At 56.7% G+C, this 26,713-nt stretch carries 28 protein-coding genes and 1 other annotated feature; of the genes, 19 read left to right on the plus strand and 9 right to left on the minus strand.

The window, feature by feature from the left end:
* Window positions 1-124 precede the first annotated feature (124 nt).
* The 6 genes from C8P63_RS14065 (at window position 125) to C8P63_RS14090 (ending at window position 3,369) form a co-directional block, all read left to right on the plus strand.
* Complete coding sequence (locus tag C8P63_RS14065; protein WP_108025283.1) at window positions 125-412, plus strand: hypothetical protein; 288 nt, start codon at window positions 125-127, stop codon at window positions 410-412.
* A gap of 109 nt (window positions 413-521) precedes the next feature.
* Window positions 522-749, plus strand: a complete 228-nt coding sequence (locus C8P63_RS14070; protein ID WP_108025284.1) for a hypothetical protein — start codon at window positions 522-524, stop codon at window positions 747-749.
* Between the two features lie 15 nt (window positions 750-764).
* Window positions 765-1,067 carry a spore coat protein gene (locus C8P63_RS14075; RefSeq protein ID WP_108025285.1) on the plus strand — a complete coding sequence of 101 codons (303 nt, stop codon included), beginning with the start codon at window positions 765-767 and terminating at the stop codon, window positions 1,065-1,067.
* A 34-nt stretch (window positions 1,068-1,101) separates the two neighbouring features.
* A complete protein-coding gene (locus C8P63_RS14080) occupies window positions 1,102-2,535 on the plus strand; it encodes an FMN-binding glutamate synthase family protein (RefSeq protein ID WP_108025286.1) in 1,434 nt (477 codons plus the stop codon).
* Window positions 2,536-2,666: 131 nt separating this feature from the next.
* Complete coding sequence (locus C8P63_RS14085) at window positions 2,667-2,858, plus strand: hypothetical protein (protein ID WP_108025287.1); 192 nt, start codon at window positions 2,667-2,669, stop codon at window positions 2,856-2,858.
* Window positions 2,859-3,087: 229 nt separating this feature from the next.
* Entirely contained in the window at window positions 3,088-3,369 is a 282-nt protein-coding gene (locus tag C8P63_RS14090; protein ID WP_108025288.1) for a hypothetical protein, read from the plus strand.
* Between the two features lie 47 nt (window positions 3,370-3,416).
* On the opposite strand, the gene C8P63_RS18820 is transcribed toward C8P63_RS14090, so the two are convergent.
* Window positions 3,417-3,896 carry a hypothetical protein gene (locus C8P63_RS18820; protein WP_146172183.1) on the minus strand — a complete coding sequence of 160 codons (480 nt, stop codon included), beginning with the start codon at window positions 3,894-3,896 and terminating at the stop codon, window positions 3,417-3,419.
* 327 nt (window positions 3,897-4,223) lie between these two features.
* Between C8P63_RS18820 and C8P63_RS14100 the strand changes: the two genes are divergently transcribed.
* Window positions 4,224-4,946, plus strand: a complete 723-nt coding sequence (locus tag C8P63_RS14100) for a hypothetical protein (RefSeq protein ID WP_108025290.1) — start codon at window positions 4,224-4,226, stop codon at window positions 4,944-4,946.
* 78 nt (window positions 4,947-5,024) lie between these two features.
* Here the strand turns inward: C8P63_RS14100 and C8P63_RS14105 are convergent, their stop codons facing one another.
* Together C8P63_RS14105 and C8P63_RS14110 are read right to left on the minus strand one after the other, a co-directional pair.
* On the minus strand, window positions 5,025-5,732 hold the full coding sequence (locus C8P63_RS14105) for a hypothetical protein (protein WP_108025291.1): 708 nt from the start codon (window positions 5,730-5,732) through the stop codon (window positions 5,025-5,027).
* 109 nt (window positions 5,733-5,841) lie between these two features.
* On the minus strand, window positions 5,842-6,957 hold the full coding sequence (locus C8P63_RS14110) for an isocitrate/isopropylmalate family dehydrogenase (RefSeq protein ID WP_108025292.1): 1,116 nt from the start codon (window positions 6,955-6,957) through the stop codon (window positions 5,842-5,844).
* A 139-nt stretch (window positions 6,958-7,096) separates the two neighbouring features.
* Here C8P63_RS14110 and nagZ point away from each other — a divergent pair, with 139 nt between their 5' ends.
* From nagZ to C8P63_RS14160, 10 genes are all read left to right on the plus strand, one after another.
* Window positions 7,097-8,860: a beta-N-acetylhexosaminidase gene (nagZ, locus tag C8P63_RS14115; RefSeq protein WP_170109666.1), complete on the plus strand. Its 1,764-nt coding sequence runs from the start codon at window positions 7,097-7,099 to the stop codon at window positions 8,858-8,860.
* 74 nt (window positions 8,861-8,934) lie between these two features.
* On the plus strand, window positions 8,935-9,351 hold the full coding sequence (locus tag C8P63_RS14120; RefSeq protein WP_170109667.1) for a DUF948 domain-containing protein: 417 nt from the start codon (window positions 8,935-8,937) through the stop codon (window positions 9,349-9,351).
* Between the two features lie 20 nt (window positions 9,352-9,371).
* Window positions 9,372-9,674: a YtxH domain-containing protein gene (locus C8P63_RS14125; RefSeq protein WP_108025295.1), complete on the plus strand. Its 303-nt coding sequence runs from the start codon at window positions 9,372-9,374 to the stop codon at window positions 9,672-9,674.
* A gap of 114 nt (window positions 9,675-9,788) precedes the next feature.
* The gene (locus C8P63_RS14130; RefSeq protein WP_108025296.1) at window positions 9,789-10,211 is read left to right on the plus strand and encodes an EamA family transporter; all 423 of its coding nucleotides are present in this window, start codon (window positions 9,789-9,791) and stop codon (window positions 10,209-10,211) included.
* A gap of 191 nt (window positions 10,212-10,402) precedes the next feature.
* A complete protein-coding gene (locus C8P63_RS14135) occupies window positions 10,403-10,936 on the plus strand; it encodes an RNA polymerase sigma factor (RefSeq protein ID WP_108025297.1) in 534 nt (177 codons plus the stop codon).
* 12 nt (window positions 10,937-10,948) lie between these two features.
* The gene (locus C8P63_RS14140) at window positions 10,949-11,689 is read left to right on the plus strand and encodes an anti-sigma factor family protein (RefSeq protein ID WP_108025298.1); all 741 of its coding nucleotides are present in this window, start codon (window positions 10,949-10,951) and stop codon (window positions 11,687-11,689) included.
* 113 nt (window positions 11,690-11,802) lie between these two features.
* Window positions 11,803-12,894: a bifunctional 3-deoxy-7-phosphoheptulonate synthase/chorismate mutase gene (locus tag C8P63_RS14145; protein WP_108025314.1), complete on the plus strand. Its 1,092-nt coding sequence runs from the start codon at window positions 11,803-11,805 to the stop codon at window positions 12,892-12,894.
* Window positions 12,895-13,093: 199 nt separating this feature from the next.
* Window positions 13,094-14,122 (plus strand): catabolite control protein A, encoded by a 1,029-nt coding sequence (ccpA, locus tag C8P63_RS14150; protein WP_108025299.1) that lies wholly within the window; start codon window positions 13,094-13,096, stop codon window positions 14,120-14,122.
* A gap of 17 nt (window positions 14,123-14,139) precedes the next feature.
* Window positions 14,140-14,859: a 5'-methylthioadenosine/adenosylhomocysteine nucleosidase gene (locus tag C8P63_RS14155; protein ID WP_108025300.1), complete on the plus strand. Its 720-nt coding sequence runs from the start codon at window positions 14,140-14,142 to the stop codon at window positions 14,857-14,859.
* A 208-nt stretch (window positions 14,860-15,067) separates the two neighbouring features.
* Window positions 15,068-15,277: a hypothetical protein gene (locus C8P63_RS14160; RefSeq protein ID WP_108025301.1), complete on the plus strand. Its 210-nt coding sequence runs from the start codon at window positions 15,068-15,070 to the stop codon at window positions 15,275-15,277.
* 121 nt (window positions 15,278-15,398) lie between these two features.
* On the opposite strand, the gene C8P63_RS14165 is transcribed toward C8P63_RS14160, so the two are convergent.
* Genes C8P63_RS14165 through C8P63_RS14170 form a run of 3 tightly spaced genes read right to left on the minus strand, consistent with a single transcriptional unit; the run spans window position 15,399 to window position 17,341 of the window.
* Window positions 15,399-16,556, minus strand: coding sequence for an acetoin utilization protein AcuC (locus C8P63_RS14165; RefSeq protein WP_108025302.1), 1,158 nt, complete (start codon window positions 16,554-16,556; stop codon window positions 15,399-15,401).
* 1 nt (window position 16,557) lies between these two features.
* Complete coding sequence (locus tag C8P63_RS19815; RefSeq protein ID WP_281258727.1) at window positions 16,558-16,680, minus strand: hypothetical protein; 123 nt, start codon at window positions 16,678-16,680, stop codon at window positions 16,558-16,560.
* 28 nt (window positions 16,681-16,708) lie between these two features.
* Window positions 16,709-17,341, minus strand: a complete 633-nt coding sequence (locus C8P63_RS14170; protein ID WP_108025303.1) for a GNAT family N-acetyltransferase — start codon at window positions 17,339-17,341, stop codon at window positions 16,709-16,711.
* A gap of 405 nt (window positions 17,342-17,746) precedes the next feature.
* On the opposite strand from C8P63_RS14170, the gene acsA reads away from it, so the two are divergent.
* Window positions 17,747-19,468, plus strand: a complete 1,722-nt coding sequence (acsA, locus tag C8P63_RS14175) for an acetate--CoA ligase (RefSeq protein ID WP_281258728.1) — start codon at window positions 17,747-17,749, stop codon at window positions 19,466-19,468.
* A gap of 566 nt (window positions 19,469-20,034) precedes the next feature.
* Here the strand turns inward: acsA and C8P63_RS14180 are convergent.
* The gene (locus tag C8P63_RS14180; RefSeq protein ID WP_108025304.1) at window positions 20,035-22,905 is read right to left on the minus strand and encodes a transglycosylase domain-containing protein; all 2,871 of its coding nucleotides are present in this window, start codon (window positions 22,903-22,905) and stop codon (window positions 20,035-20,037) included.
* 58 nt (window positions 22,906-22,963) lie between these two features.
* Window positions 22,964-23,185, plus strand: a binding site (T-box leader).
* A gap of 344 nt (window positions 23,186-23,529) precedes the next feature.
* On the opposite strand from C8P63_RS14180, the gene tyrS reads away from it, so the two are divergent.
* On the plus strand, window positions 23,530-24,786 hold the full coding sequence (gene tyrS / locus C8P63_RS14185; protein WP_108025305.1) for a tyrosine--tRNA ligase: 1,257 nt from the start codon (window positions 23,530-23,532) through the stop codon (window positions 24,784-24,786).
* 60 nt (window positions 24,787-24,846) lie between these two features.
* Here tyrS and rpsD read toward each other — a convergent pair whose 3' ends face one another.
* Window positions 24,847-25,446, minus strand: coding sequence for a 30S ribosomal protein S4 (gene rpsD, locus C8P63_RS14190; RefSeq protein WP_108025306.1), 600 nt, complete (start codon window positions 25,444-25,446; stop codon window positions 24,847-24,849).
* Window positions 25,447-25,715: 269 nt separating this feature from the next.
* Window positions 25,716-26,357, minus strand: coding sequence for a tRNA (guanosine(46)-N7)-methyltransferase TrmB (gene trmB / locus C8P63_RS14195; RefSeq protein ID WP_108025307.1), 642 nt, complete (start codon window positions 26,355-26,357; stop codon window positions 25,716-25,718).
* Window positions 26,358-26,713 lie beyond the last annotated feature (356 nt).

Genomic DNA, 26,713 nt, shown 5'->3' on the forward strand with positions numbered 1-26,713 from the left:
CGTTCGGCCTCCCGCCTTGCCGGAGATTGTCCGCCCAAAAACGGGAATTTTGGACGAAAGCCCGCCCCCGGGTCCCTGCGCCGGCATAAGGTGAAGAGATCAAGATCTCAACGGAGGGATAAGGATGGCGAACAAAGGTCCTTCGAGTAAAGAGATGGCCCAACTGATTAACAACGTTCTCGGTCACAATGTCCTGACGGAAAAGCAATTAAACCAAATTCTCGCGGGGGCCAGGCGGGCCCACGAAAGGGGCGGAATGCCGGCGGTCTTGGACTATCTGATGAAAGTGACTCAAGCCGATGTGGAAAAAGGGGAATTGGAACATTTTGCGGACAACGTCCGGAAAAACCCGCAAATGGGAATGGATATCCTGCATGGAAAACGAAAAGCACCGAAAAAACGAAAAAAATAAGACCGGCCTTGGGGTCGGTTTTTTTGATTGAAGAGAAATCCCTTGTGATAATCCCGCCTGAAATGATCTATACTATGCCGGAAACGATTGGAAGAAGGAGGAGTGTGCGGTGGAACAGTTAACGCAGATGGAACTTTTGCATTTGCAGGATCTGATCGGCGCGGAGGCGCTGGCCGTTCGCAAATGCCAAATGTATGAAAAGCAATGCAAAAGTGGCGAAATGAAACAATGGTTTCGTGATGCCGCGGAGCTTCACCGGGCTCACATCCGGGGGATGATGAAAGAACTTCGGCGACATGACGGACGGGAACGTAAACACGCCGAACGCAAGCAGTGACCGGGAGGGATCACGATGGGTCTTTTGGAAAGGGAAATGGCGCAGGATATGTTGATGATGGAGAAACAGCTGACACAATCGTACTCACATACGGAAAGCTACTGTGCCAATCGTGCACTCCGGGAAGCGATGCACCGGATGCACACGGAGACGGAAGAACTTCACACCCGCCTGTTCAACACCATGCATCAGAAGGGATGGGTTCAGACGCCGGTGGCGGGGCAACAGGAAATTGAAAGCGCCATTCTTCACTGGGAACAGCAGGCGTTGAAGCAGCCCGAACTGGGCGGGGACAAGCATCAAAAAGATCGTCGATGACAGGGAAGAGAACGGATCGAAAGGAGGGGGAAACATGTTTTCTTGGTTGGTCAAAAGGGTGACCAACGGAGTGGTGGACTCCATGCTGGACCGAATGATTCAGGATCCTTACACGGAGAACCTGTTCTCCTTCGTCACCATCGCCCAAAAACTGAATCCCCGTGCCATCATCGAAGCGACCATGCGAGCGGAGTCGGGAAAGCCGATCTCCCGTCCTCTGGGGAGTCCGGTGATTCGGTCTCCCTGGAACCATCTGAGTTTCAATCCGGTCCATCTGTACCGGATGCCCACCCAGGACGGGGTCCAGATCCGCACCGGGACCACGATCGGTCCCCGGGCGAAAAAACCTTTAAAACTGGAGATTCCGATTCTGATCTCCGGCATGTCCTACGGGGGAGCCCTCGGCCTGAAAGCCAAGATGGGGCTGGCCCGGGGTGCGTCCCTGGCGGGTACGGCCACCAACTCGGGAGAAGCCCCCTTGGTCCCGGAAGAGCGCCGGGAAGCCAAGTATTTCATCGGACAGTACAACCGGGGTGGCTGGTTGAACGACTCCGAATCCTTGCGCCAGCTGGACGCCATTGAAATCCAGCTCGGACAAGGAGCCCAGGGTGCCGCACCCATGGGAAGCAGCTCTTGGCAGATGGATGAATCTTTCCGAAAACGGTTTGAAATTCCGGAGGGAGAAGACGCCCCGATCCATACCCGCCTTGAGGGTGTGAACAGCCCGGAGGAGTTTCCGCCCCTGGTCCGCAACCTGCGTGAAACCTACGGGGTGCCGGTTGGGCTGAAAACCTGCGCCGGGCACTATCTGGAACGGGAGCTGGACGTGGCATTGGAAGGCGGGATCGACTACATCGTGGTGGACGGCGCCGAGGCGGGGACCCACGGGGGGCCCACCATCCTTCAGGACGATCTGGGGCTTCCCACCCTGCACGCCCTGGCACGAACGGTCCGTCATTTGGAAAAGCGAGGGGTTAAAAGGGAGGTGTCGGTCATCGCGGCAGGCGGGCTGACCACGCCGGGCCATTTTCTGAAAGCAATGGCCCTGGGAGCCGATGCCGTATACATCGGGTCGATCGCCCTCGTGGGGATGCTTCACACCCAATTCAACATCGCCTCCCCGCTGGAGCCCCCGGTTCAAGTGCTTTTGTACCACGGAAGGTTCAAGGAAGATTTCGACGTGGAGCAGGGAGCCGAACATCTGGCCAAGTTCCTGAAATCCTGCGTGGAAGAGATGAAAATGGTGGCTTATGCCATCGGGAAGACAGACCTGAGCCAGGTCGACCGTAGCGACCTCGTCTCCCTGGACCGGGAGCTGGCCCGGATCCTGGGGGTGGACTACGCCGGTCATCCCCGCGACGAGCAACACCTCGCCTGGACGGAGGAACGCGATCCCTGGGAATTCACCTCTGCTCCGGATACCTTCCCCCAGCGGCCGGAAGGGCCGAAACCGCCGGTTTACCATTGAGAAGGAATCCCGGGAACCCGGCCCGTTGCCGGGTCTTTTTTGTGAAAACAACAAAATCCGCTTCGCTGAAATCCGCGGAAGTTTCTCTGAAGGGGAAGAGGGGAACAGAGGCCGCAAGGAGGGTCTCGGTGATGAAAGCAATCAGAGGAAAGAAAGCGTTGGAGGATATGATTGACCGACTGAAAGGTTTGGAGCTGGCGATGAGGGTCTGCCGCGACCGCAGGGTGGTGCGGCAGCTGGCCGGCCGGTACGACCGGTGCATGCAGGAGTTATTCGCCGCCTTTGACAGACCTTTTCAAGGACAAATGGACCCACCGTTCTGACCATCCGGTTCTGCATAGAAAAACAAACCACACCCAGCCGTCCTCCCTTCCCGGAGGTCGGCTGTTCGTGTGTCCAAATTGCAGGGAATCCTGCAAAAAACCCTTCTCATTTTTCCAAACTCGTTTAAAATGGTATTATAATCGGATTTATCCTATTGAAAATGGATTCCTTCCCGACTGCACCCACGGGAAGCTTTAACCACACCGGCACGAAAGGAAGGGAAACCGGATGGATGCGCAATTGAAACAGATGGTGTCGATCGTCCTCCGCATGATCAAGGAGGTCTACCAAACCACCGTCAAACTGGAAGAAGTACTCAACTCCGGGAGTGTGCAGATCCTTTCGCGGGATTTCGATCCCCTCAATGAACTGTTGGAAGCCATTCAATATCCGGAGGAGAAAGCCGATCTGGTATACGAGTTGATCCAGGTTTATCTGGAAGACGGGATGCCCCTCGAGGAAGTGGTTCTGGGGATTGAGAACGGGATGAAAGAAACGGTGAACAATTAAAACGACGGGTACATAACGGCCGGGGCTCCCCGGCGTTTTTTCTGGGTTCACCTGCCAACCGCATAAACGGTGCCACAGACGGTGCAGCGGCCGGCCCGGAAGGAGGGCGGGTCCGCAAACTCTTTTAAGGGAACTTGGATTTCTTTCCAGATGGGTTTGACGGAAGTGTGGGTGACATCGATCTCTTCCTCCACGTGGGGGCAGGTGACCTCTTCCACACCTTCGGGGACCGTCACGATTTTTTCTTTCGACAGGTCGGGGCCGAACACACCGCGGAGTCGGTCCAACATGGAGTCGTGAATCATCTGTGTTTCAACTCCTTTCGTACCGAACAGGTGGAAGGTGGGATCCGGAGGGGGGGAGTTGGGCCGGGAGGGAGCGGCGTGGTTCGTCCAAGCGTTGAGCAACAGTACTTTGGCCACTTCCAGGGCCCGGGACCGGAACCGTTCCCGGCCGTAAAGGATCCACCCCCGGGCCGATCGCCCCCCTGACCTCCACTCCCCTTCCAGGTGGATTTCCCACTTCAAGAGGCTGCCTTTCCTGAGCTTCGCCCTGAGAGGCCTTCCGTCCTCCTTTTCAAGGGAGGGGTGGATTATTTTTCCGTACCGGCCCCCAAACTCCGTGTGGAACCATCTGAATCCGCTCCTCGCCAAAACAACGCCCCCTTTTCCAATCTTATGTTTCCGGCTGGAGATATTTTCATCCTTGACGACCCGCGGCGGATTGTCAAGTTTGCTTTTCACTCCCCAGGTCGGTTTGGAGTCTCTCATTCCTGTTTTTGTCATGCCGGAGTATACAACAGCCGCTTCAGGGGAGGATGTTAAGGATCCATTCAAGGAAAGCGGGTGAGTGAAATGAATTTCCATTTGAGAGGCATCGTGGGAGCGGCGGCGGCCACCGGGCTGTTGCTCGGTGGAACGGCCACGTCCCCCTCTCTTACCGGACAACCGACCGTCCAAGCGGCGGAAGAACGCCCGGACGAAGCAAAAGCGGAATCACCCTATCACCGATTCCAAAAACACCTGGCCGACTATCTGGGAACCGATGAGGCCGAAGTGCAGAAAGCGCTGGAAAGCCATGCGCCGAAAGATGTGGCATGGGCTGCGGTGATTGCCAAATCGGCCGGCCGGTCCCTGGAGGAAGTCCTGGCCGCCAAGACAAACAAAAGATGGCGGGAAGTGGCTGAATCTTACGGAGTGCCTCAGGAAACGTTCCGTCGGGAGGCCGGAAAGCTTTTCCGCCGTACGGCCAAAGTGAGGCATCTAAAGCTGCATCCCGAACGGACCATCCGGGGGTTGGCGGCTTATCTCGGGACGGAGCCGGGAGAGGTGGTCCGTCAGGGCAAGGCGCAGGGTGCGGACCTTCACGACCTGGTCAAAGCCGCGGTACTCTCCAAAGCCGGCGGCAAACCCTTCAAAGAGGTATTGGCCCTCAAAGAGAAATACGGCTCCTGGAAGGAAGTCGCCGAAAATCTGGGAGTGGAGAAGCCTGCATGGAAAAAGGAAAGGAAAAGGCTGGCCGAGATCATCCGCCGGGAATGGGAAGCAGAGGGGAAAAAGGTTCGTGAAAAACGGTAAGAAAAACCCCGGGAAAACCGGGGCTGAGCGGCAGGCGATCCCTGGAGGGATCGCCTTTCCTCGGGGATTTCCGGGTTGTCATGGATCCGGTAGGATCAAGGGACCCACTTTTTTCATGGAAAAGTGGAGTTTCTCGTTGAGATCGGACTCCAAGTGGATGAAGCGGTAATCGGGTTTCAGGGTTCGGGATCCGGGGTCGAGGGGAGCGACCAGCAGCGCATCCTTGTAGGTGTCGATCACCACCAGCGGGTCTTTGCTGTTGGAGACCAGGTAGTATTCCTGGTTTTTGGCGATGGTGGAACCGCTGAAGTAGGAGACGGAGATCATCAGCACTGACAGGATGGTCACGGCGGCCACGTTGGTCATCCGCCTTTGCTTCTGGGCGAGATGAAAGAAGAGAAACAGGAAGGCGGCGTGGAGCAAAAACAGAAACAAGATGAGGCCGAAGTTTTCCCGGCTGAGGGAATAACTCAGTTTCATGCCGATGATCAGGGCAATCACAGTGGGGATCAGCACCGAAAACAAATGGGGGCCGTAGCGCCTGAATCCCGGGAGGGAAATGCAGAGATAAGAGATGAAGAGAGTGAAGATCATGACGCAAATGGAAAGGACCACCGAGTTGAGGTTGATTTCCACAAACATGGAGGGGATTCCGAAGTAAGTTTTGTAGCCCACGTCACTCATGTAAGCGGAAAAATAACCCAACCCGGTGATTCCCGCCAGAAGCAATCCTTCCGGCGCCCGGTAGATCAGTTTTTCGAGGGGGGAGCGTCCCTTGTCGGACAAAGTGTCACCCTCCTGTCTTTTGTGGATGGATAAGAAGAATATACCGAAGCTTCCGATCCTTTTGAACAAGATAAACCCCGTCCTTCGGGACGGGGGGCCGGAGACTGGTTCACATCTGAAGGCTGTTCCAGACTTCCAGCTTGGTTTGTACTTTCTGGATCACTTCGTTGGTGAATTCGGACGTGGTGGCACTGCCGCCCAGATCGGCGGTCCGGTGTCCTTCTTTCACCGTTTCGATGGTGGCTTCGTAAATGGCCCGGGAAGCGACGGAGGCCTGGTCGATGTCCAGGTGGGACAGAAGGGAAGCGGCGGCGAGAATCATGGCCATCGGGTTGGCCAGGTTCTTGCCGAACAGGGTGGGAGCTGTGCCATGGGGGGCTTCAGCCATGACCACTCGGGGGTTGAAATCGTCGTCGAAGCTCATCAGGATGGATTCGGCTCCGGCAATCGACCCGAAGAGTTGCAGGACCATATCGCTCAGGCAGTCACCGTCCCGGTTGAGAGCGGGGATCACCAGGGAGTCTCCCGTGTTGTTGAGCAGGAGGGCGTAGGTGGCATCGATCAGTTGGGGTTCATAGGTGACTTCCGGGTAGCGTTTGCTGGCGGCGTCCATCTCTTCTTTCAGCATACCTTCGTAGATCGGACTGACCGTGTACTTCGGACCCCCGAACACTTTTCCCCGGGTGCGTTTGGCATGGCGGAAGGCGTATTCCGCCACGGCCCGGCATGTTTTGCGGTCGATGGCTTCCGTCCGGTAGGAGACTTCGTTGATCCCGTCCCCTTCCCGCCATTCCTTGGCCCCATAGGCGTCACCGACGGCCATTCGGATCACCGAGATCGGGGCAAAAGCGCCTGCGACGGGACGAACACCCGGGATGCGCCGGCCGGTCCGAATGATGACTTTGCCGTCAATCTCCTTGCGCAGGATGGCGTTGGGGCTGCCCACATCCCCTTTTTCTTCCGGGGTGATGGTGGCCGCTTTCAGGCCGTAGCCGGCTTCTTTCATGGCCCGGGCCGCCTCGTACACCACTTCGTTCTTGGTCTTGCGGCGGTTCTCCAGGCTGAGATCAAAGTGTTTCAGGGAGATCTCGAAACCGATGACTTCCGGGTCCAGGACCCGGAGTGCCTCTTCCAGGAGTTCCTGACCGGTCTGGTCCCCTTCCAGGACCACGATCGTCTTCTTCTCTTCCAACGGGATCACCTCTTCTATAATATCCTTCCCCATTATAACGGGCGGAGAACCTCCGTACCACACCGCTGAAGATTCGGAAAATCGGGTCTTCCAATCTTCTTCAAATCCTGGCCGACCCCAAGATATAATGAGAGAGGTGAGCATCGCAGAAAAACAAAAAGGAGTGGTCGGTTTGGCCCCTTTCCTGCGGGGTTTGTTTATTGCGGTCCTGTCCTTCTCCATCCTTGTCCTTCCATCCTCCCGCCCCGGGAATTCCGGGACTTCGGCGGACCAATTTCTTTCAAAGGGGAGAGAGGGGATCGAAGGAGCGATCGATCGGATTATCGGGGAAATGACCCCGGAGGAAAAAGTGGGACAGCTGTTCATGGTCGGCTTCCATAACGGGGAACAGCCGGCTTTTGAAATGAACCCACAGATCCGAACCCTGATTCGGGATGAAAAAGTGGGCAGCGTCATCCTGTTTGACCGAAACCTCCAATCTCCCCGCCAAGTGGCGGAGCTGACCAACGACATGCAGCGTCTGGCACTGTCCGGCTCTTTGGGACTCCCCCTCCTGATTTCCATTGACCAGGAAGGAGGAAAAGTGGTTCGGATGCGCGAAGGGGTCACGGTATTCCCCGGAGGAATGGCGCTGGGAGCCGCCGGGGACCCGTCGATCACCCGTCTCTCCGGACGGGTGGTGGGTTCGGAGCTACGGGCCATGGGGATTAACATGAACCTGGCTCCGGTTTTGGATGTGAACAACAATCCGAAAAATCCCGTGATCGGAGCCCGTTCCTTCGCAAGCGACCCGAAGCTGGTTGCATGGATGGCTTCCGCCCAGATCCGCGGCTACCATGACGGAACAGTCCTCACGGTGGCCAAGCACTTTCCCGGACACGGAGACACTGCCACCGATTCCCATGTGGATCTTCCGGCCGTTCCCCACTCCCTCGATCGGTTGAACCGGGTGGAACTGGTCCCCTTCAAAGAGGTCCTCGATGAAACCGATGCGGTGATGTCGGCACACATCACGTTCCCTGCGATCGAAGGGACTCCCGGATTGCCGGGCACCCTTTCCAAAAAAGTGCTGACCGGTCTTTTGAGGGAACGCCTCGGTTTCAAGGGAGTGATCATCACCGATGATATGGAGATGGGAGCCATCGTGGACCGTTTCGGTGCCGAGGAAGCGGCGGTTCGGGCGATCAAATCCGGGGCGGATATCGTGCTTGTTTCCCACGACCTTTCCCGGCAGCAGGCCTCCATTCGGGCCGTGCGGGAAGCCGTGGCCAAGGGGGAAATCTCCGAAGAGCGGATCGACCGGTCGCTCCGGAGGATTCTCCGCCTGAAGATGAAACGGATGGGCGGGACCTCCGTGGCGTCTCAGCCTTTGGTTCCGACGGAAAACATCCGGGAGCGGGTGGGTACAAAGGAGAACGGTTCCGCCGCGGAACAGGCGGCACGCGCCGCCCTCACCCTCGTGCGGGATCCGCAGCATCGGCTTCCATTAAACCCGTCTCAGTCCAAACAACTCCTCGTCGTTTCTTCCGTCGGGGCAGAACCGATGGGAAGCTTCTTTTCCGATCTCGGCTTCTCCGTCCGCGTGCGGACCCTGGATACGGATCCCGGCCCCGATGACATCCGGGAAGTCACAAAACAGGCGGCCGGTGTGGACTCCGTAATCATCGGCACCACGCGGGCGGAAGCGAACCAGGGACAGGCCGAACTCATCCGGAGACTGGAAGCCGGAGGGATTCCGGTGATCGCTTTGGGATTGGACACTCCCTACGAGGTGAAAGCGTTGCCCGACTCCACCCCGTATCTCGCGCTTTACAGCGCCACCCCGGAATCCCTGAAAGCCGCCGCGGAGGCCCTGGTCGGCGAAACTCCGATTCGGGGGAAACTTCCCGTGGAAATCCCCGGCCGTTACCCCGTCGGCCACGGATTGAAAAGGTAGGGTTTTGCATTTCCAGCCGGTGTTTGCCGGCTGGAAGGCATCATGTAAAATGGATGAAAAGGAGGAGAGGTGACGTGATTTTACAGCTCAGTGCGGCGGTCGCCGCACTCGCTTTTGTCGTCCTGGTGACGGCCGTGGTGATCTCCCTGCGGAAATTGAACCGAACCCTGGATTCCGTGGATCTCACTCTGAACGAGGTGCGCCCAAAACTGGAAGAACTGACCGATCAATCCAAACGGACCTTGGAAGAAGCCCGGATACTGATGGAAGACGTTCACAAAAAGACCCGGCAAGCCGACTCATTTTTCGAGACCCTCCGGAATATGGGGAATGGGCTCCAGGAATTATCCTCCAGTATTACCCGCAACGCTTCCGCTCAGAAGGAACGTTTGGGGAATGTAACGGCCCTTCTGGGTTCCGGTTTGGACCTCTTTAAAAAATGGCGATCGGACAAGTCGTCGAATAAGGGAAAAGTGAAAAGGGTCAAATAATATTCAAAGGAGCTGATCCCATGGGTCAAGGCAAAGCCTTTTTCGGTGCAGTGATCGGCGGTATGATCGGGGCGGCCGCCGCCCTCCTGCTGGCTCCCAAAACGGGACGTGAAACGCGGGAAGAACTTCTTAAAAGCCTGGATGAAGCAAAGGAAACCTTCCGGTACCGCTCAGGGGATCTCGCCCGGATGGCGGGGGAGATGAAAGAGACGGCGTCGGAAAAATGGATTGAACTCAGGGGCTTCCCAAACAGCCAATCCCAAGGGGAGAAAGAACCGGAAGAAAGTAAACTGGTGGAAATCGGGGGCCGAAAGACGGATTGACGAAGGGGACCGGGACATTCACGGAATGTCCCGTTTTCTTTTAAGTCCAAGGCATGTCTATCCCCGTCCCAGGCCGCATAGATATGAAACAAACCGACTGGACGGGGGTCGAGGATGAACCGAGAAATAATCTATGCGCTGTTGGCGGCGCTCAGCTTCGGAGTGGCACCCATCTTCGAAAAACTGGGTCTCGCCCGGACGGATCCCTCCATTGCCCTTTTTCTGCGGGCGGCGGTCACGACGGTAGGCATTTCCGTCTACCTCTTTTTCTTATCCAAAGAGCAACCGATCGGCATCCCCGATTTCCGGAGCATCGTGTATGTCTTATTGGGGGGTGTGTTCGGAGTGATGATGGCCCAATACTTTTATTTCAAAGCCCTTCAGTTTGGAGATGTCGGGCGGGTGATGCCGGTGGTCGGAAGTTTTCCGGTCCTCGCGTTTCTCCTTTCCGTGGTGGTTTTTGGGGAGACGGTAACATTTACCAAAGTTTGCGGAATTCTTCTGGTGATGGCAGGTGTGTATCTTCTGGGAGATTAGTTGCATATCCGTTTATATCTTAAAGGAAACCAAAGAATATGGGCCTGCAGTCCATCCATTACGTCTTGGAAGGGGTTGTACTTTCCGCCGGAAAATGTTCTCCTGTATCTTAGATTGGATCAACCGATCATGAGAGAAACAATCGACCGCAGGTCGGAGAAAAAACGACGACTGGGAGCAGGAGGATCTCCATGAGTTTTGATAAAACACAGAGAAAATCCATGACCGATGAATTTCTCGAGCGTCTGCAGGAGCACCGGCGTTATCTCTATCATATTGCTTATCGCCTGACGGGCAACACCGAAGACGCGAAAGACCTGATGCAGGAAACGCTCTGGCAGGCCCACCGAAAATCGAATAAGTACGTCTACGAGAAATCGCTGAAGGCATGGCTCCGCACCATGATGACCAACCGCTTCAGAGACCAAAAAAGGAAAAAAAGTTTGAAGATGGTTGCCTTGGAAGATGCGTTTATACAATCAGAACCCCCCCATTCCGTGAATGTCTCCGTCGAGGAGCAGGTGGAACAACGAATGATGCTGGAGCAGGTGAAAGACGAAATCCGCGACCTTCCCGAGATTTACCGGAGGGTGGTGGTTCTCCGGCATTTCCGCGGGTATTCTTACTCCGAGATCAGCGAAGCTCTGGACATTCCGGAGGGGACGGTCAAGACGCAACTGTTCCGTGCGCGGAAGATGTTAAAAGAACGACTCTCCAAAAAGTAAGGGGATCGATGGATGTCTTCTTGCAAGGATATGGATCGCCTGATCCAACTCTATGTGGACCAGGAGATAGACGAGGCGGACCACAGGCGGCTGAAGGAGCATGTGGCGGAGTGCGACGATTGCCGCAGCCACCTTCAGGAGATGATCGCCCTCGTTCACTCCTTGGAGGAGATCCGAAAGCATGCGGAGAGACCTTCCAAGCCTGTGACCATGGCGAATTACGCGATCAAATGGGCAGCCGTCTACACCGCCATCGCATTTTTGGTGGCCTTTGTCCCCGGAATTCTGCAACACCGCAACACCCAAGTGAATGAAATGGCGAGCAGCACGGCTCCTGCCGCGGCGACTCACCAGAAGATGATGGTGCTGGCCACCCAGGCTGAGAAATTGCACATTCCGGAGAATGACTATGTAAACATTATCAGCCCCAGTAGACTGACGGGGGAGTTGGAGGGGGAAACCGCCCTGGTTTATCCCAGCGCCATGCCGTTTTTCCTGGAGAAATCGGCCTGGTTCCAGGAGATCAAGCGATTTGTCTTTGTCCGGGTCCCCGACGACAAGACCTTGGCAACCATCCTGACGGCCTCGGGATTGTCCCCGGATCAAAGCCATCTCAAAAAATTGAGCTTCCCTATGTCCGTGATTCTCACCAAGGGAAAAAAAACGCGTTTCGAGACCTTTTCTTTTCCGGAGAACGAGAAAAAAATCTCCCACTGGTACGATCAGATCGCCACAACGCCTGCGATTCAATGAAGAGGGCCGATTACCCGGCCTTTTTTTCATGAACGGCTCCAAAATTATCCCCTGACAGGATGCTTTCTTTTCGATATAATATGCGTTAAAAATTCAGGAGGGGAGTTTTGAAGATGAGCCATGAACTGGATCGGTTGCGGGCACAGATGGACGAGGTCAATTTGAAGCTTCTGGAGCTTCTGAGCCACAGAGCCCATCTGGCGCAATCCATCGGTCAAGTGAAAAAGAAACAGGGGATCCACCGTTTTGATCCCGAACGGGAACGGGACATGCTGGAGAGAATCACGAAATCCAATCCTGGTCCGTTTGATAATGATACCATCCGCCACCTCTTTAAACAGATCTTCAAAGCTTCCCTCGACCTTCAGCAGAAAAACCACAAAAAAGCACTCCTCGTCAGCCGGAAACAGCAGCCGGAAGACACCGTCGTCCAGGTGGGGGAAGTCGCCGTCGGCGGCCCCGGAAAAACCGTCATTGCCGGACCTTGTTCGGTGGAAACGGAAGAGCAGGTGCGTGAAGTCGCCCGCGCTCTCCGGCAACAGGGAGTCCGTTTGATACGCGGAGGTGCCTTCAAGCCCCGCACCTCTCCTTATGATTTTCAGGGGCTCGGAGAAGAAGGCCTTCGGATGCTTCGCCGGGTGGCGGATGAGTTCGGATTAAAAGTGGTCAGTGAGATCGTCAATCCGGCGGACATCGAATTGGCAGAGGAAACCATTGATGTCATCCAGATCGGCGCCCGCAATATGCAAAACTTCGAACTATTGAAAGCGGCCGGCGCTTCCCGGCTCCCTGTTTTTCTCAAACGGGGGATGTCGGCGACGGTGGAGGAATTCCTTTTCGCCGCTGAGTATATCGTCTCCGGCGGCAACAGCCGCGTGATGCTGTGCGAACGGGGGATTCGCACCTATGAAAAATGGACGCGGAACACGCTGGACATCTCCGCTGTTCCCCTGTTGAAGCAGGAAAGCCACCTTCCCGTTTTCGTGGACATTACCCATTCCACGGGGCGCCGGGACATCCAGTTGCCGGTGGCCAAAGCCGCGCTGGCTGCGGGAGCCGATGGCATCATGATGGAAGTGCACCCCGACCCCGCCGTGGCTCTGTCGGATGCCAACCAACAAGTGGATATCCCGCAATTTGAGGCGTTCATGGAAGATATCCGGAACCAAGGTTTGCTTCAGCCGGCCGAACCGATGCTGAGATAACCGGACAGGATCCACAACCGGTCTTTTTACAGGCCGGTTTTTTTCTTCTCCGGCGGGCAGACTACGGGTACGTATGGAAAGGAAAGCCAAAATCGTCATGGCGGAAAAGCCCTTTCCCTTTGCACGGTTAAAGGATTTGTCGTATCCTTAATACAAATGGAGAATGGAAAACCATCAAACCAAAAATTGGGTGTGAAAAATGGGCAAGCGAAAAGAGACGATCACGATCTATGATGTGGCCCGTGAAGCAGGGGTTTCCATGGCCACCGTTTCCCGGGTCGTCAACGGCAACCCCAACGTAAAGCCGGTCACCCGCAAAAAGGTATTGGACGCGATCGAGCGGATGGGATACCGACCCAATGCCGTGGCGCGCGGACTGGCCAGCAAAAAGACCACGACGGTTGGGGTGGTGATTCCGGATATTTCCTATGCCTTCTTTGCCGAACTGACCCGCGGCATTGAAGATATCGCCAAAATGTATCATTACAACATCATCCTCTGCAACTCCGACCTGAAGAAGGAGAAGGAACTGCAACTGACTGAGGCGCTGCTGGAGAAGCAAGTCGACGGGCTCTTGTTTCTCGGGGGCAAAGTGACCGATGAACACCGGGAGATCTTTAACGGAACCGATGTTCCCGTGGTTTTGGCCGCCACCCGGGATGAAGCAAAGAATGCGCGTCCCTTTGTCACCATCGATCAGGTGAAGGCGGCCAAGGAAGCCACCGATGTTCTGATCCGGGAAGGACATGAGAGGATCGGATTCCTCGGCGGTCCGTTAACCGATCCTCTGATCGGGTATCCCCGGTACCAAGGTTATAGGGAAGCGTTGGAGGAAAACGGCATGTCCTTGGACGAAGACCGGGTTCGTCTCGGAAATTACCGTTATCATTCGGGATACGATGCGGCCAGGGAGCTGTTGGAATCGGAACAAGCACCCACGGCCATTTTCGCCGTCAACGACGAAATGGCTGTCGGGGCGATCCACGCCGTCCAGGATCTCGGTAAACGGGTGCCGGAGGACGTCTCCATCATCGGTTTCGACAATATCCCCCTCGCTTCCCAGGTCCGCCCGCTCCTTTCGACGGTGGCCGTCCCCATGTATGATATCGGGGCGGTGGCGATGCGTCTCTTGACCAAGTACATGAATGAAGAAACCATTGAGGAAGACCAGGTGGTCCTTCCGTACCGGCTGGAACTGAGGGACTCGACCCGCCTGAAGGAAATCTGAACCCCGGGGGGAAGCCGATGGGAAAAACGATCGGGCTGATCGGGGCGATGGCTGAAGAGGTGGCCCTGTTTCTGGAAGAGATGGAGGAGAACGCAAGGGAAGAGTACGCGGGAATCGTTTTTCACCGGGGGTCTTTCAGCGGAGCACCGGTAGTGGTTTGCCGGTCGGGGGTTGGGAAGGTGAACGCCTCCGTCTGCACGCAACTCCTCATTGACCGGTTTGACGTGGGGACGGTGATTTTTACGGGGGTGGCCGGGGCATTGGATCCCGCTCTCGACATCGGAGACATCGTGGTGTCCAAGACCTGTGTCCAATACGATGTGGACGCTTCCCCCCTGGGTTTTCCGAAGGGGACGATCCCGTTTCAGGAGACCTCCGTTTTCCAGGCGGATCCCGAGTGGATTCGTCTGGCGATGGAGGCGGCCGAAGCGTGGACGGAGGGGAAAGCGATCCGGGGGAAGGTATTGTCGGGGGACCGTTTTATCGCCCATCCGGAGCAGGTCAGGGAGCTCAGGGAAACCTTCGGCGGTGCCTGCGTCGAGATGGAAGGAGCGGCCGTCGCCCACGTCTGCCACCTGAACCGCATCCCCTTCGTGGTGATCCGATCGATGTCGGACCGCGCCGACTTTTCCGCCGGCGTCAATTTCACCGAGTTCGCCTCCCGCGCCGCCCGTTGTTCCAACGGGATCGTGAAAGCGATGTTGAAAAAGCATCAGGTGTTCGATTCAACGGACTGATTTTTCATTCAAGCGGATGGAACCAATAAGAAGCGTTTGACAAAGGGTTATCACACCCACCTTGAACACATGGAACCCCGCCCAACCCTTACCAAAGGGATGGGCGGGTTTTTGAATCCTGGTAAGACGGTCAAGTGAACGTCTTCTTTCCCCGCATAGGGAAGGTTCTTATTTCGTATCCTATCAGAAAAAAGAAAGGTGCGGAATCATGTCGAAGGAACAAGCCCCCCGTTATTCTCTCGAGTTCTGGGGACCGGGTGAAGAGGATCTGGCCCGGAAGCTTCAGGAGGAGGGAGTGGAAGTCAGCTTGAGCGGCACTGTCTACCGCGCGGTGTTCCCGGAGGAACATTCCCTCCGGGATTGCCTCTGCGATATGGCAGAATTGACGGACCGGAAAGTGTATGTGCGGGAGGGTTGATGATCCGGGTTCCCTTGTCTTCGGCAGGCAATTTCAAGGTCACCACCTCCATTCATAACGGGAGTCTGACACGTTTGGATCTCCCATAAACCAACACCGGCCCTGCCTGGGCCGGTGTTCATCATTTCATCAGGTTGGAAAGCCTGAGTGCCTGTTGGACTGTGAGTTGGTTTTTCTGTGTGATCTCCCCGCGCCGGGGGATCGGTTCGAAGAGCCCTTCGGGGTCGTGCAGGGTGGAGGGCAGGGGAACGGGACTTTTCGGCTGCCACCTGCCCAGCCAGGAAGCGGGGAGCTTCTCTTCCCCGAGGGGTTTCCCGGCCATTTCCGCCCACAGATAAGTCCAGGCCCGGGGCACCACCCTCCAAATGTCGTATCCCCCGCCGCCCACTGCAATCCATCGCCCTCCGCAAACCTCATGGGCCAGTTCCCGGATGATCCGGGGGATCTCCCGGTAGATGTTCATCGTGGCGGACAGATGGGTGAGGGGATCGTACCGATGGGCATCGCATCCGTGCTGGGACAGGATGACGTCGGGCCGGAAGGCGTGGGCCACCCGGGGGACCACCTTCCGAAACGCATCCAGCCAAGAGTCGTCTTCCGTAAAGGCGTCCAGCGGGACGTTGACACAAGCCCCCAGTCCCGCATCGTGCCCCCGTTCGTAAACGCCGCCGGTTCCGGGAAAGAGATAGCGGCCGGTTTCGTGGATGGAGAGAGTCAGGATTTCCGGATCATGGTAGAAGGTCCACTGCACTCCGTCTCCGTGGTGGGCGTCGGTGTCGATGTAGAGAACTCTCGCCCCGTATTTTTTGCGGAGGTGGGCGATGGCCACAGAGGCATCGTTGTAGATGCAAAAACCCGACGCTTTTCCCCGCAGGGCATGGTGCAGCCCTCCGGAGAGGTTGAGCGCGTGAAGCCATCTTCCGGACATCACGCCTTCTGCCGCTTCCAGCGTGGCGCCGACGATGAGGGAAGCCGTCTGATGGATGCCCGGAAACACCGGATTGTCTTCCGTTCCCAATCCGTATTCCTTCAGTCGGTCTGCAGACACTTTCCCGCTGTCCGCCCGTTTGACCACGTTGATGTAGTCGGCATCATGGATGAGGGAAAGTTCCTTTTCTTCAGCGATCCGGGGGGGCTTAAGACTCTGTTCATCCAGGAGACCGAAGGAGCGGATCAGGTCCAAGGTCAGTTCCAGCCGTTTGTTGTTAAAGGGGTGGTTGTCACGGAAACGGTAGGACAAAAAATCCTCGCTGTGGATGAGAATAGCGGTCCCTTTCATCCTAACCCTCCGTCGGGAGCGGGGATTTCCCGAGGCCAAACCACCCGGTGCCCCGCTTTTTCAATATCTTGGTATTGGAAGAGATGGAGTATCCATCACAGTGCAGGATGTCTTCCACCCGCATGGTGTTTCCCCCTTTGAAACACGGACGGTCAGTACAGGAAACGGTAGTGGAAACGGAGTCGGTCGAATTTTTCCATCGATTCCAGCGGGACGTTTTTGCCGATTCGGGCCATCAGACAGTTTGCAGGGTGGGCGGTGATTTCCGGGTCGTCGGTGGCGACCCATTCCAGCCCGACTGTGCCCATCACTTTCTCCATCACGTCGCGGTACTCCCAAACGGACAGCCCGGTTCCCTTTAAGTCCCAGTGCCAATAATACTCCGTTGAAAACACCATGTAATTTTCCATGTGCGGATCCATGAAAGTGACCCGGAGAAGAGCCCGGGCCACTCCGTATTGGCGGTAAGGGGCGGCGACTTCAATGGCCCCCAGTTCCAGCAGATCCTCCATGTTGGCGCTGGACCAGTGTTCCAGGGGGTCCGGATGAAGGAATGTGACGTAGCCGACGATTTCCTTTTCCGTTCGGGCGACGATGATCCGGCCTTCGGTGAGACGGGAGATTCCGATGAGGGCTTCCCGTTGTTCATCGGGGGGCCGAAAAGCGACAAGTCCGGAGTGAAACGGGTATTTCCGGAGCTGTTCCGGGGAGACGGGTCCTTCCACCGTCAGTTCCCCTGTGTCGGTTTGCAGCACGGTCCGATGGTACTCCTTGCGATGCTCCATTCGGGGGCCACCTCCATCCGGGAGTCCTTGTCCAAGCATCGGCATCGCCAGGGTGACAACGCTTACAAACGCAGATTCGCACATGTTCGCTTCCATCTTAACACAAGATTCTTCCCGAACCATCCCGATATGGAATGTCGACTGAGAGGGGTCAGGACCCTCGCATGATGGTCACATTTTTGATACAATTGAAAACGAAGATTGTTAAAACATTAAAAAATTCTGGGTGATGGAATGTTGCGCAAGCGGAGGCCCTGCCCCGGAAGCGATGGGCGAATGGTTCGGGTCCCCGCCTTTGAAGGCGTTTTCATCACCCCCGCACATTCATCTCTCCGACAAAACATCACTGTCGGGCGGCCGTGCCGGGTCCGGAGAGAAAACCTGACACAAGAGGAGGGCTTTGAAGTGAAACAGACGGAACCGATCAAAGTTATGACGGAAGGGAACAATCTGAAATCCTACGAAGAAGCCTACAAAAACTTCAATTGGGATGAAGCGGAAAAAGCCTTCTCCTGGCATGAAACCGGTAAGGTGAACGCCGCGTATGAAGCGATCGACCGGCATGCGGAGACACAGCGCCGGGACCAGATCGCCCTGTTGTACAGCGACGCCAACCGGGAAGAGAAGTACACCTTCCAGCAGATGAAAGAGCAGTCCAACCGCTTCGGAAACGTCCTGAGGAAGATCGGTGTCAAAAAAGGTGACCGTGTGTTTATCTTCATGCCCCGGTCTCCGGAGTTGTACTTCAGCCTGTTGGGGACGATCAAAATCGGAGCCATTGTCGGTCCGCTCTTTGAAGCGTTCATGGAAGCGGCGGTCAGGGACCGTTTGGAGGACAGCGAAGCCGTCGCCCTGGTGACGACACCCCAACTCCTGAACCGCGTCCCGGTGGATGAGTTGCCCGCACTGAAACACATCATCCTGGTGGGTGCGGAGGAGAACGATCTGAACGACGGCTTTTACAGTTTCGAAAAGGAGATGGAGGCCGCTTCCCCTGAGCTGGACATCGAATGGGTGGACCGGGAGGACGGTATGATCATGCACTACACGTCCGGCTCCACCGGAAAACCGAAAGGGGTTTTCCACGTTCACAACGCCATGATCCAGCACTACATGACCGGGAAATGGATTTTGGATTTTCAACACGGGGACATATACTGGTGCACCGCGGATCCGGGCTGGGTGACGGGCACTTCCTACGGTATTTTCGCGCCTTGGCTCAACGGGGTGACCAACGTCATCCGCGGCGGACGGTTCAGTCCGGAAGATTGGTACAGCACCCTTGAAAAGTACGGGGTAACCATCTGGTACAGCGCACCGACCGCATTCCGGATGCTGATGGGTGCCGGCGCCGATGTGGCCAAGAAATTCGATCTCTCCAAGATCCGCCACATCCTCAGTGTCGGTGAGCCCCTCAACCCGGAAGTGGTCCGCTGGGGCCTGGAGACCTACAACCGTCGGATTCACGACAACTGGTGGATGACAGAGACCGGTGGAATCCTGATCTCCAATTATCCCTGCATGGAGATCAAGCCCGGCTCCATGGGCAAACCCTTCCCCGGGATCAAAGCGGCGATCCTCGATGATGAAGGGAACGAGTTGCCTCCGTACCAAATGGGAAACCTGGCCATCAAAACTCCGTGGCCTTCGATGATGAGAAAAATCTGGAAAAACGAGGCCAAGTACAAGGAGTATTTCCGCATCCCCGGCTGGTATATCTCCGGAGACTCGGCCTACCGGGACGAAGACGGTTACTTCTGGTTCCAGGGCCGGATCGACGATGTCATCAATACTTCCGGGGAACGCGTCGGTCCCTTTGAAGTGGAGAGCAAACTGGTGGAACATCCGGCGGTGGCGGAAGCCGGCGTCATCGGCAAGCCGGATCCGGTGCGCGGCGAGATCATCAAAGCCTTCATTTCCCTGCGTGACGGGCACGAGCCTTCCGATGAACTGAAGGAACAGATCCGCGTCTTCGTCAAGGAAGGGCTGTCCGCCCACGCCGCCCCCCGGGAAATCGAGTTCAAGGACAAACTTCCGAAAACCCGCTCAGGAAAAATCATGCGCCGGGTGTTGAAGGCCTGGGAGCTGGATCTGCCGACGGGGGATTTGTCCACGATGGAAGATTGAATCCAGAAAGGATGGAAAGATGCGTCCCATCAGGGCCGCATCTTTTTTCGTGTTCAGGGTGACGGTTTGGAGAAGTTGGCCTTTTGCGGTTGTTGGAGCGAGGGTTCCCATCGGAAAAAAGAGGGACGCTGCACCGTTGCAGTTCCTTCTTTTTCTGGAGTAACACTACAAGCGATGTGAAAAAGTGAGCGGCAGCATTTACCCAAAGCCGCTCCGGCTGCACTCACAGAGCACAAGTCTCGCCTGGGTCGCTTGCGCTCCCCGGTCTCGCTATGCACTCACAGAGCACAAGTCTCGCCTGGGTCGCTTGCGCTCCCCGGTCTCGCTATGCACTCACAGAGCACAAGTCTCGCCTGGGTCGCTTCTCTCCCCGGTCTCGCTATGCACTCACAGAGCACAAGTCTCGCCTGGGTCGCTTGCGCTCCCCGGTGCTGTCCTGCAGAGATGGTTACACTGTCCGCTCCGCTGCGTAGGACAGCAAAGTCGCTATTTTGGGTGAACGCTTCCTTTTCTCGAAACGAACATTCAATCACAAGGTTTCTAGTGAGCGAGTAAGCGGAAGCGCTCTAAAACCAAGGAAACCCTTTTTTCGGGGGCACGCTTTTCGAAGGAGAAGATTCTCCCCGGGGCGTGACCGATGTGATCCGGTACCAGCGGGCACCGGAGGGGGAGGGTTGTTCCCAACGGGTTGGGGAGGTTTCAGCAACCAGCCGGTACGGTCCGTCCGCGGATGGTGCCAAATAAATCCGGTATGCGGTGGCTCCTTCCACAGCGTTCCACTCCAACCGGTCCATTCCGTTGTCGACCTCCGCTCTCGGTAGAGGGGAAAGTGGCCAAGAGGAGGGAAGCCCGTCGTCCGATTCCAGCCCGGCGACGTCCACGGCCCGGATTGCATAGCTTCCCGGCGGGCCCGAGTAAGTCAAACTTTCACCGAGGGGGAAGCTCGATACCAGTTGCCCGTCCCGGTACACCCGGTAGCCGACCACGGAAGCGTCCCCGGTGTGATTCCAGGACAACCGGATCCCTGAGGGAAGCGGTGCCGATTCCACCCGGGGCGGGGAAGGGGGCCCGATGCTGACCCGGTTGTCCTGTTCCACGGGCAGTTTTTCTCCGCGGTAATATTGATAGCGCTCCCGATCTTCTTCGGATACCCGCAGGCCGGTTTTCTTTTCTGTCATGTCCTCCGGGGTGCGGGGATCAGCCACCTTTTCCTTGCCGTCGACCTTCACCACCCGCTCGGTCCCGTGGAGGAGGCAGATTTCATCGGGGATTCCGTCTTCGGGGAGGGTTTCCTTGACCGCGTTTCCCGCCAATCGGCATTCCTCGGTGGCGAGCAACCCGGTCACATTGCAGATCTCGGCTTCCTCCAACCCTTCCGGCTTTTCAAATGCCGTTTTCTTGGGAGACAGGTCGGGCCGGGTCCGGGTGGCCGCCTGGAAAACCCTGGACCAGACCCGCTTTGCCCTCCGGTCGTCGAGAAGGGGATGATTCAGATTATAGCCGACCCAGACCCCGAGGGCGACCCGGGGGGTGTATCCCATAAACCAGACATCATATCCCTTCTGGGTGGTTCCTGTTTTGCCGGCGAGGTGGTGCCCCGGTGCCCGGGCCCCCACCCAGCGGCCGGTCCCCGATTTCATGACATCCTGCAACATATCGGTGGTGAGATAGGCCGCCTGGGGGGATAAAATTCGTTTGGCCCGGGGGCTGTACCGGTAGATCACTTTGCCGTCGGCATCCTCGATCGAATCGATCAGGTGGGGTTCTCGATAGATGCCTCCGTTCGCCAGCATGGCATAACCCGCCGTCATCCGCTCCACGGTGAACCCCCTGGTAAACCCTCCGATTGCCGATGCCTCCCCGTCCATCGGATGTATGGGAAAGTCCATTGCCTTCAGATAGGCGAAGCCTTGCCGGACGCCTGTCTCCCGCAGCAATTTGATCGCCGGAATATTGAGGGACCATTTCAGGGCTTCCCGGACGGTGACGGGCCCCTGGTATTGGTCATTGTAATTTTTGTAGGTTTTCTTTTCCCCGTTTTGCCCTTGGGCCTCAAGGGGTTCATCCACCAGAATCGCCCCGGGGGTGACGGTTTCCCGGTCCAGGGCCGGCCCGTAATCCAGGAGGGGTTTGATGGTGGACCCGGGTTGCCGCCGGGTGTTGAGGGCGTGGTTGGTCTGTCCCTGCTCGAAATCGCGACCGCCGACGAAGGCGAGGATGTCTCCGGTGCGGACATCCAACAGGGTGACGCCCACCTCCTCCCGGGCGTTTTCCACTTTCTTTTTTCCGGCTCCCGTATTTACGGTGTAAGTGATGGGTTTGGCATACAGACGGTCATCCCTGGCGGTCTTGTTGACGGCCCGGTGAAGGTGGGGATCCACGGTGGTGTGGATGCGGTATCCGCCTGTCAGGACCTTCTTTCGGTACTGTTCCAGGGTGGATCGGTAAAGCCCTTGTCGGCTTAATTCACCGGCATCCAACCCCTCAACTTTCATCAGGATCTTGGCCGCCCGCTCCTCCACGGCCGCCATCAGAAAAGGTCGGCGGGAATAGGCGCTCGGCTCTCCTTTCCTGGCGAGGGAGTATTTCAAGTCGAATTCCAGTGCTTCCGCGCGGGCTTCGGGGGTGATCTTTCCGGTCTTCTCCATGCGGGAGAGGACGGTTTCCATCCGTTTCCGCCCCGTTTCAAAGGTCTCCGGGTGGAAAGGATTCAAAGCGGCGGGACGCTGGATCATACCGGCCAGATAAGCTGCCTGGGCCAGGTTGAGGTCTTTGGCGTCCACTCCAAAGAGGCCGCGGGAAGCGGCCTGAACCCCGAGGAGATTACGGTGATGGACTCCTTTGCCGAAATACAGGCTGTTCAGATAGAACGTGAGGATTTCGTCTTTGTTGAACATCCGTTCCAGCCGGAGGGCGAGCCAAATTTCCTTCGCTTTGCGTTCCAGGACTTTTTCCCGGTTTTCCAGGATCACGTTTTTCACCAGCTGTTGGGTGAGGGTGCTGCCGCCGCTGGTGACGGAACCCCGGACGAGGTTTCGATAGACCGCGCGCAGGATCCCCCGGGGGGAGATGCCGTGGTGCCGGTAAAACTCATGGTCCTCTGTTGCCAGCAGGGCATCAATCAGAAGGGGGCTGACTTCTTCTTTTTTCACCCATTTGCGGTCGGCATCCGTCCGCATGTCCCCGAGGAGGGAGTGGTCCCTGAAGTACGCATGGCTGGTCTGGGTCCAGCTGTTCATTTTCTGTCGGAGTTCTTCCTGACTCCGAACCGGCTCATTCTTCATCAGGGAAGCCATGTAGCCTGCCAACACGCCCGATCCGGCCGCCGTAAAGAAGAAAAGCAGCGTTAAAAGCAGAACACCGGCGGTGAAAAGGCGGCGAAGAAAGCGGGTTAAGCGTTGGGTTTTCGGTCCGTCGGGCGGGTGCTGACCTTTCATCTTGATAACCCCCGATTTTTTGGATAAAATGTTTGTGATAAAGTGGTCTCAAAAAATGCGACAAGTGTGGAACAAGTCGAAGTAGCCGGGTTTGGCGATACCCCCAGAGAGCTGGTGGACGGTGCGAACCAGCGGATCCGACCCGTGCGAATTACAGCTTGGGAGCTCCGCCCCTGACAAAAGCCGGGGAGCGGCGGGTGGTAAAACCCGTTATTCTCAGAGCGGAAAGCCTTGACGGGTTTCAACAAGGGTGGTACCGCGAGGCATCCTCGTCCCTTCGAAGAGGGGCGAGGTTTATTTTATGGAGAAATCGCCTTTTTTAACAAACACCAGGACTGTTGATTATCCAATAACCGGGTATATCGGAAAGAGGGTCGTGTATTGCCTGAGTGATCTTTGCCACCCTATCCAGTGGAGAATCGGCCTGCAAGGGCGTTCAGGGGCAAAAGCTTCTCTGTGTTGCATCCGAAGGTATTTGCCCCTGCCCGACGGGAAGATTCGGAGCGGACCGTCATCGCTTCCTTGCCGGATGGCCAACGGTCGCAGGGCAAAACACGATCCACCGACCCAATATATGGTGAATCGACACACACATGTTAACAAACAACAGGCAGGTGAATCCCAATGGAACAGAAAAACGCGTTGACCCCGGAACAAGAGCGCCGGGTGGAGGAGCAGTTGGCTGTCATTCGGAGGGGAGCAGCGGAGATCATCCCTGAAGCGGACCTGGTAAAAAAAGTGCGCCGTTCCATCCGGACGGGAAAGCCCCTGAAGGTGAAGCTGGGTCTGGATCCTTCCGCCCCGGATATTCACATCGGACATACAGTGGTGCTCAACAAGCTGCGCCAATTCCAGGATCTCGGTCATATCGTCCAACTCATTATCGGGGATTTCACGGGGAGGATCGGGGATCCGACAGGGAAGTCGGAGACCCGGAAACAGTTGACGGAAGAAGAAGTGAAGAGGAACGCCCAAACTTACGCGGAGCAGCTGTTTAAAATCCTGGACCGGGAAAAGACCGAGATCCACTTTAACAGCAAGTGGCTCAGTCCTCTGGATTTCGCAGCCGTGGTCGATCTGGCGGCCAAAACGACGGTGGCGCGGATGCTGGAGCGGGACGACTTCGCCAAACGGTACAACAGCGGACAAGCCATCAGCGTCCACGAGTTTTTCTATCCCCTGATGCAGGGCTACGATTCTGTCGCCTTGGAAAGCGACATCGAACTGGGGGGGACCGACCAGACCTTCAATCTGCTGATGGGGCGGCAGTTGCAACACCAATACGGACAGGAGGAGCAGGTGATCCTGACCATGCCCCTTCTGGAGGGCTTGGACGGAGTCAAGAAAATGTCCAAGAGTCTCGGCAACTACATCGGGATCAACGAACCGCCCCATGACATGTACGGGAAAGCCATGTCCATTCCCGACGACCTGATGCTGAAGTACTTCGAACTGGTGACGGATCTCACCCTGGAAGAACTGGACCGGGTGAAAGCCGCCATCGGAGACGGAAGCCTCCATCCGCGGGACGCCAAGATGAAGCTGGCCCGCCGACTGGTTGAGATGTACCACGGGACGGAGGCCGCCGCGGAGGCGGAGGCCCGTTTTCGCCGGGTGTTCCAGCAGAGAGCGCTGCCCGAGGACATTCCGGAAAAAGAAGTTCCGGCTGCCGAACTGGAGGACGGTAAGATCTGGATCGTTCGTTTGCTCACCCTGCTGGGATTGGTCAGTTCCAACGGGGAAGCCCGCCGAATGGTCAAGCAGGGCGCGGTCAAACTGGACGGGGAGAAAGTGTCCGACGCCGACACCCGGGTCTCCGTGGAAAACGGCCGGGTGGTCCAGGTCGGAAAACGGCGTTTTGCCAAGATGAAAAGAGGATGAACCCAATAAAAAACGGCCTTTGTCCCCCAAGGACAAAGGCCGTTTTTTCCGTTTTGACGATTACCGGGAGTAGTATTCAACGATCATACGCTCGTTGACTTCGGCCGGCAGTTCATCCCGTTCCGGCAGGCGGGTATAGGTGCCCTCCATTTTGTTCTCGTCGAAGGTCAGGTATTCGGGCAGGAAGTCACGTTCTTCCAAGGCTTCCTTGACGATGCTCAGATTACGGCTCTTTTCCCGCAGTCCGATCACTTCGCCGGGTTTCACGCGGTAGGACGGGCGGTCCACCTTCCGGCCGTTGACGGTCACGTGGCCGTGGACGACCAGCTGACGGGCCTGTGCACGGGTGCGGGCAAAGCCGAGTCGGTAGACCAGGTTGTCCAGGCGAGACTCGAGGAGTTTCATGAAGTTTTCGCCGTGGACCCCTTTCATTTTGCCGGCCTGCTCAAAGAGGGAACGGAATTGTTTTTCGTTCACTCCGTACATAAAGCGCAGTTTTTGTTTCTCCTGCAACTGAATTCCATATTCGGAAAGCTTGCGCCGCTGGTTGGGACCGTGTTCCCCCGGCGGGTAAGGCCGTTTCAGTTCTTTGCCGGTGCCGGAGAGGGAGATCCCCAAGCGACGGCTCAGTTTCCAACGAGGTCCAGTATAACGTGCCATAGCGAAACTTGCTCCTTTCTTTTGCATCAAAAATTGAAATGCAGCAAGACAGGGGATGCCGGCCCGCTGGAACTTGCCCCCGCTTTCCGGATAGCGGCGAAAAGAGGGGCACCTCCGGGAATGAACAGCCGCTGTCCCGGAAGGCGGGCCGGTGAGGGTGACTTTCCATCACCTGGTTTTTGCTGAGCTATCCTCAAGTTCCCTTTATGAAAGGAACAGTTTGAGCCATACAGAACCATATTATATTGTTTGGGAAACGATGTCAATCGTCAATCGGGGCGGCGTGCCCGGAGATAGTGAATCGGGATTCCTTTGGCGGTGAACTTCTCCTCGTACTCCGTGGTCACGTTGCCTTCCGCATACGGGCTGTGATGGAGGTCCCGCGTCGACTCCAGGATGCGGTAGCCCGCTTCTTCCAACGCTTCGAGGGAAAAGTCAAAGAAGGGTTCATTGTCGGTTTTCAACCGGATTTCGCCCCCGGGTTTCAGCACCTGTTTGTAGCGTTCCAGAAAGGCAGAGTGGGTCAGACGCCGCTTGGCGTGTCTCTTCTTGGGCCACGGATCGCTGAAGTGAAGATAAATCCGGTCCACTTCCCTTTCCGCAAAGGCTTCATCCAGTTGGTGCACGTCCATCCACAGAAAGTGAAGGTTGTCGCATTCGGATTCATCGGCTTTTCGGAGTGCCTGGAGGAGGACTTCCTCGACCCGTTCCACCCCGATCCAGTTGACTTCCGGGGTGGTTTGACACACGCGGGACAAAAACCGTCCCTTTCCGGTGCCCAGCTCAAGATAAAGCGGCCCGTCGTTTCCAAAAAGGGAGTGCCATTTTCCCCGGCATCGTTCCGGTTCCGTCACCACCCGCGGATGATTGCGGACCGCTTCTTTGGCATGGGGTTTCCTTCTGAGTCGCATCGTTCTCTCCTTTTCTCTCGTGCCGTATTTCCACGTCTCCCTATTATAGCCGAAGGGGCCGGGCTTCAGGCAACTGCGCCCGGGGTGAATTCCGGTTTCATTCACTCAGTCAAAAACGGCTTCCCTTGAGAAGCCGTTTGGTTCCTGGAAGCGTTGTGATTGAATGTTCGTTTCGAGAAAGGGGAAGCGTTTACCCAAAATAGCGACTTTGCTGTCCTACCCAGCGGAGCGGACAGTGCAACCATCTCTGCAGGACAGCACAGCGAGACCGGGGAGAGAAGCGACCCAGGCGAGACTTGTGCTCTGTGAGTGCATAGCGAGACCGGGGAGAGAAGCGACCCAGGCGAGACTTGTGC

Origin of the sequence: Melghirimyces profundicolus, assembly GCF_003054245.1 — a bacterium.
Classification (GTDB): Bacteria; Bacillota; Bacilli; order Thermoactinomycetales; family DSM-45169; genus Melghirimyces; species Melghirimyces profundicolus.

Excerpts from the sequence above, each read along its gene's own strand:
- C8P63_RS14160 (WP_108025301.1), top strand. The coding sequence starts at position 15,068 with ATGTCGAAGGAACAAGCCCCCCGTTATTCTCTCGAGTTCTGGGGACCG.
- rpsD (WP_108025306.1), bottom strand. The coding sequence starts at position 25,446 with ATGGCACGTTATACTGGACCTCGTTGGAAACTGAGCCGTCGCTTGGGG.
- ccpA (WP_108025299.1), top strand. The coding sequence starts at position 13,094 with ATGGGCAAGCGAAAAGAGACGATCACGATCTATGATGTGGCCCGTGAA.
- C8P63_RS14090 (WP_108025288.1), top strand. The coding sequence starts at position 3,088 with ATGGATGCGCAATTGAAACAGATGGTGTCGATCGTCCTCCGCATGATC.
- C8P63_RS14065 (WP_108025283.1), top strand. The coding sequence starts at position 125 with ATGGCGAACAAAGGTCCTTCGAGTAAAGAGATGGCCCAACTGATTAAC.
- C8P63_RS14180 (WP_108025304.1), bottom strand. The coding sequence starts at position 22,905 with ATGAAAGGTCAGCACCCGCCCGACGGACCGAAAACCCAACGCTTAACC.
- trmB (WP_108025307.1), bottom strand. The coding sequence starts at position 26,357 with ATGCGACTCAGAAGGAAACCCCATGCCAAAGAAGCGGTCCGCAATCAT.
- C8P63_RS14140 (WP_108025298.1), top strand. The coding sequence starts at position 10,949 with ATGTCTTCTTGCAAGGATATGGATCGCCTGATCCAACTCTATGTGGAC.
- C8P63_RS14170 (WP_108025303.1), bottom strand. The coding sequence starts at position 17,341 with ATGGAGCATCGCAAGGAGTACCATCGGACCGTGCTGCAAACCGACACA.
- C8P63_RS14085 (WP_108025287.1), top strand. The coding sequence starts at position 2,667 with ATGAAAGCAATCAGAGGAAAGAAAGCGTTGGAGGATATGATTGACCGA.
- C8P63_RS14165 (WP_108025302.1), bottom strand. The coding sequence starts at position 16,556 with ATGAAAGGGACCGCTATTCTCATCCACAGCGAGGATTTTTTGTCCTAC.
- C8P63_RS14145 (WP_108025314.1), top strand. The coding sequence starts at position 11,803 with ATGAGCCATGAACTGGATCGGTTGCGGGCACAGATGGACGAGGTCAAT.
- C8P63_RS14110 (WP_108025292.1), bottom strand. The coding sequence starts at position 6,957 with ATGGGGAAGGATATTATAGAAGAGGTGATCCCGTTGGAAGAGAAGAAG.
- C8P63_RS14130 (WP_108025296.1), top strand. The coding sequence starts at position 9,789 with ATGAACCGAGAAATAATCTATGCGCTGTTGGCGGCGCTCAGCTTCGGA.
- C8P63_RS14135 (WP_108025297.1), top strand. The coding sequence starts at position 10,403 with ATGAGTTTTGATAAAACACAGAGAAAATCCATGACCGATGAATTTCTC.
- C8P63_RS14075 (WP_108025285.1), top strand. The coding sequence starts at position 765 with ATGGGTCTTTTGGAAAGGGAAATGGCGCAGGATATGTTGATGATGGAG.
- C8P63_RS14100 (WP_108025290.1), top strand. The coding sequence starts at position 4,224 with ATGAATTTCCATTTGAGAGGCATCGTGGGAGCGGCGGCGGCCACCGGG.
- C8P63_RS19815 (WP_281258727.1), bottom strand. The coding sequence starts at position 16,680 with ATGCGGGTGGAAGACATCCTGCACTGTGATGGATACTCCATCTCTTCC.
- C8P63_RS14155 (WP_108025300.1), top strand. The coding sequence starts at position 14,140 with ATGGGAAAAACGATCGGGCTGATCGGGGCGATGGCTGAAGAGGTGGCC.
- C8P63_RS14125 (WP_108025295.1), top strand. The coding sequence starts at position 9,372 with ATGGGTCAAGGCAAAGCCTTTTTCGGTGCAGTGATCGGCGGTATGATC.
- C8P63_RS14080 (WP_108025286.1), top strand. The coding sequence starts at position 1,102 with ATGTTTTCTTGGTTGGTCAAAAGGGTGACCAACGGAGTGGTGGACTCC.
- tyrS (WP_108025305.1), top strand. The coding sequence starts at position 23,530 with ATGGAACAGAAAAACGCGTTGACCCCGGAACAAGAGCGCCGGGTGGAG.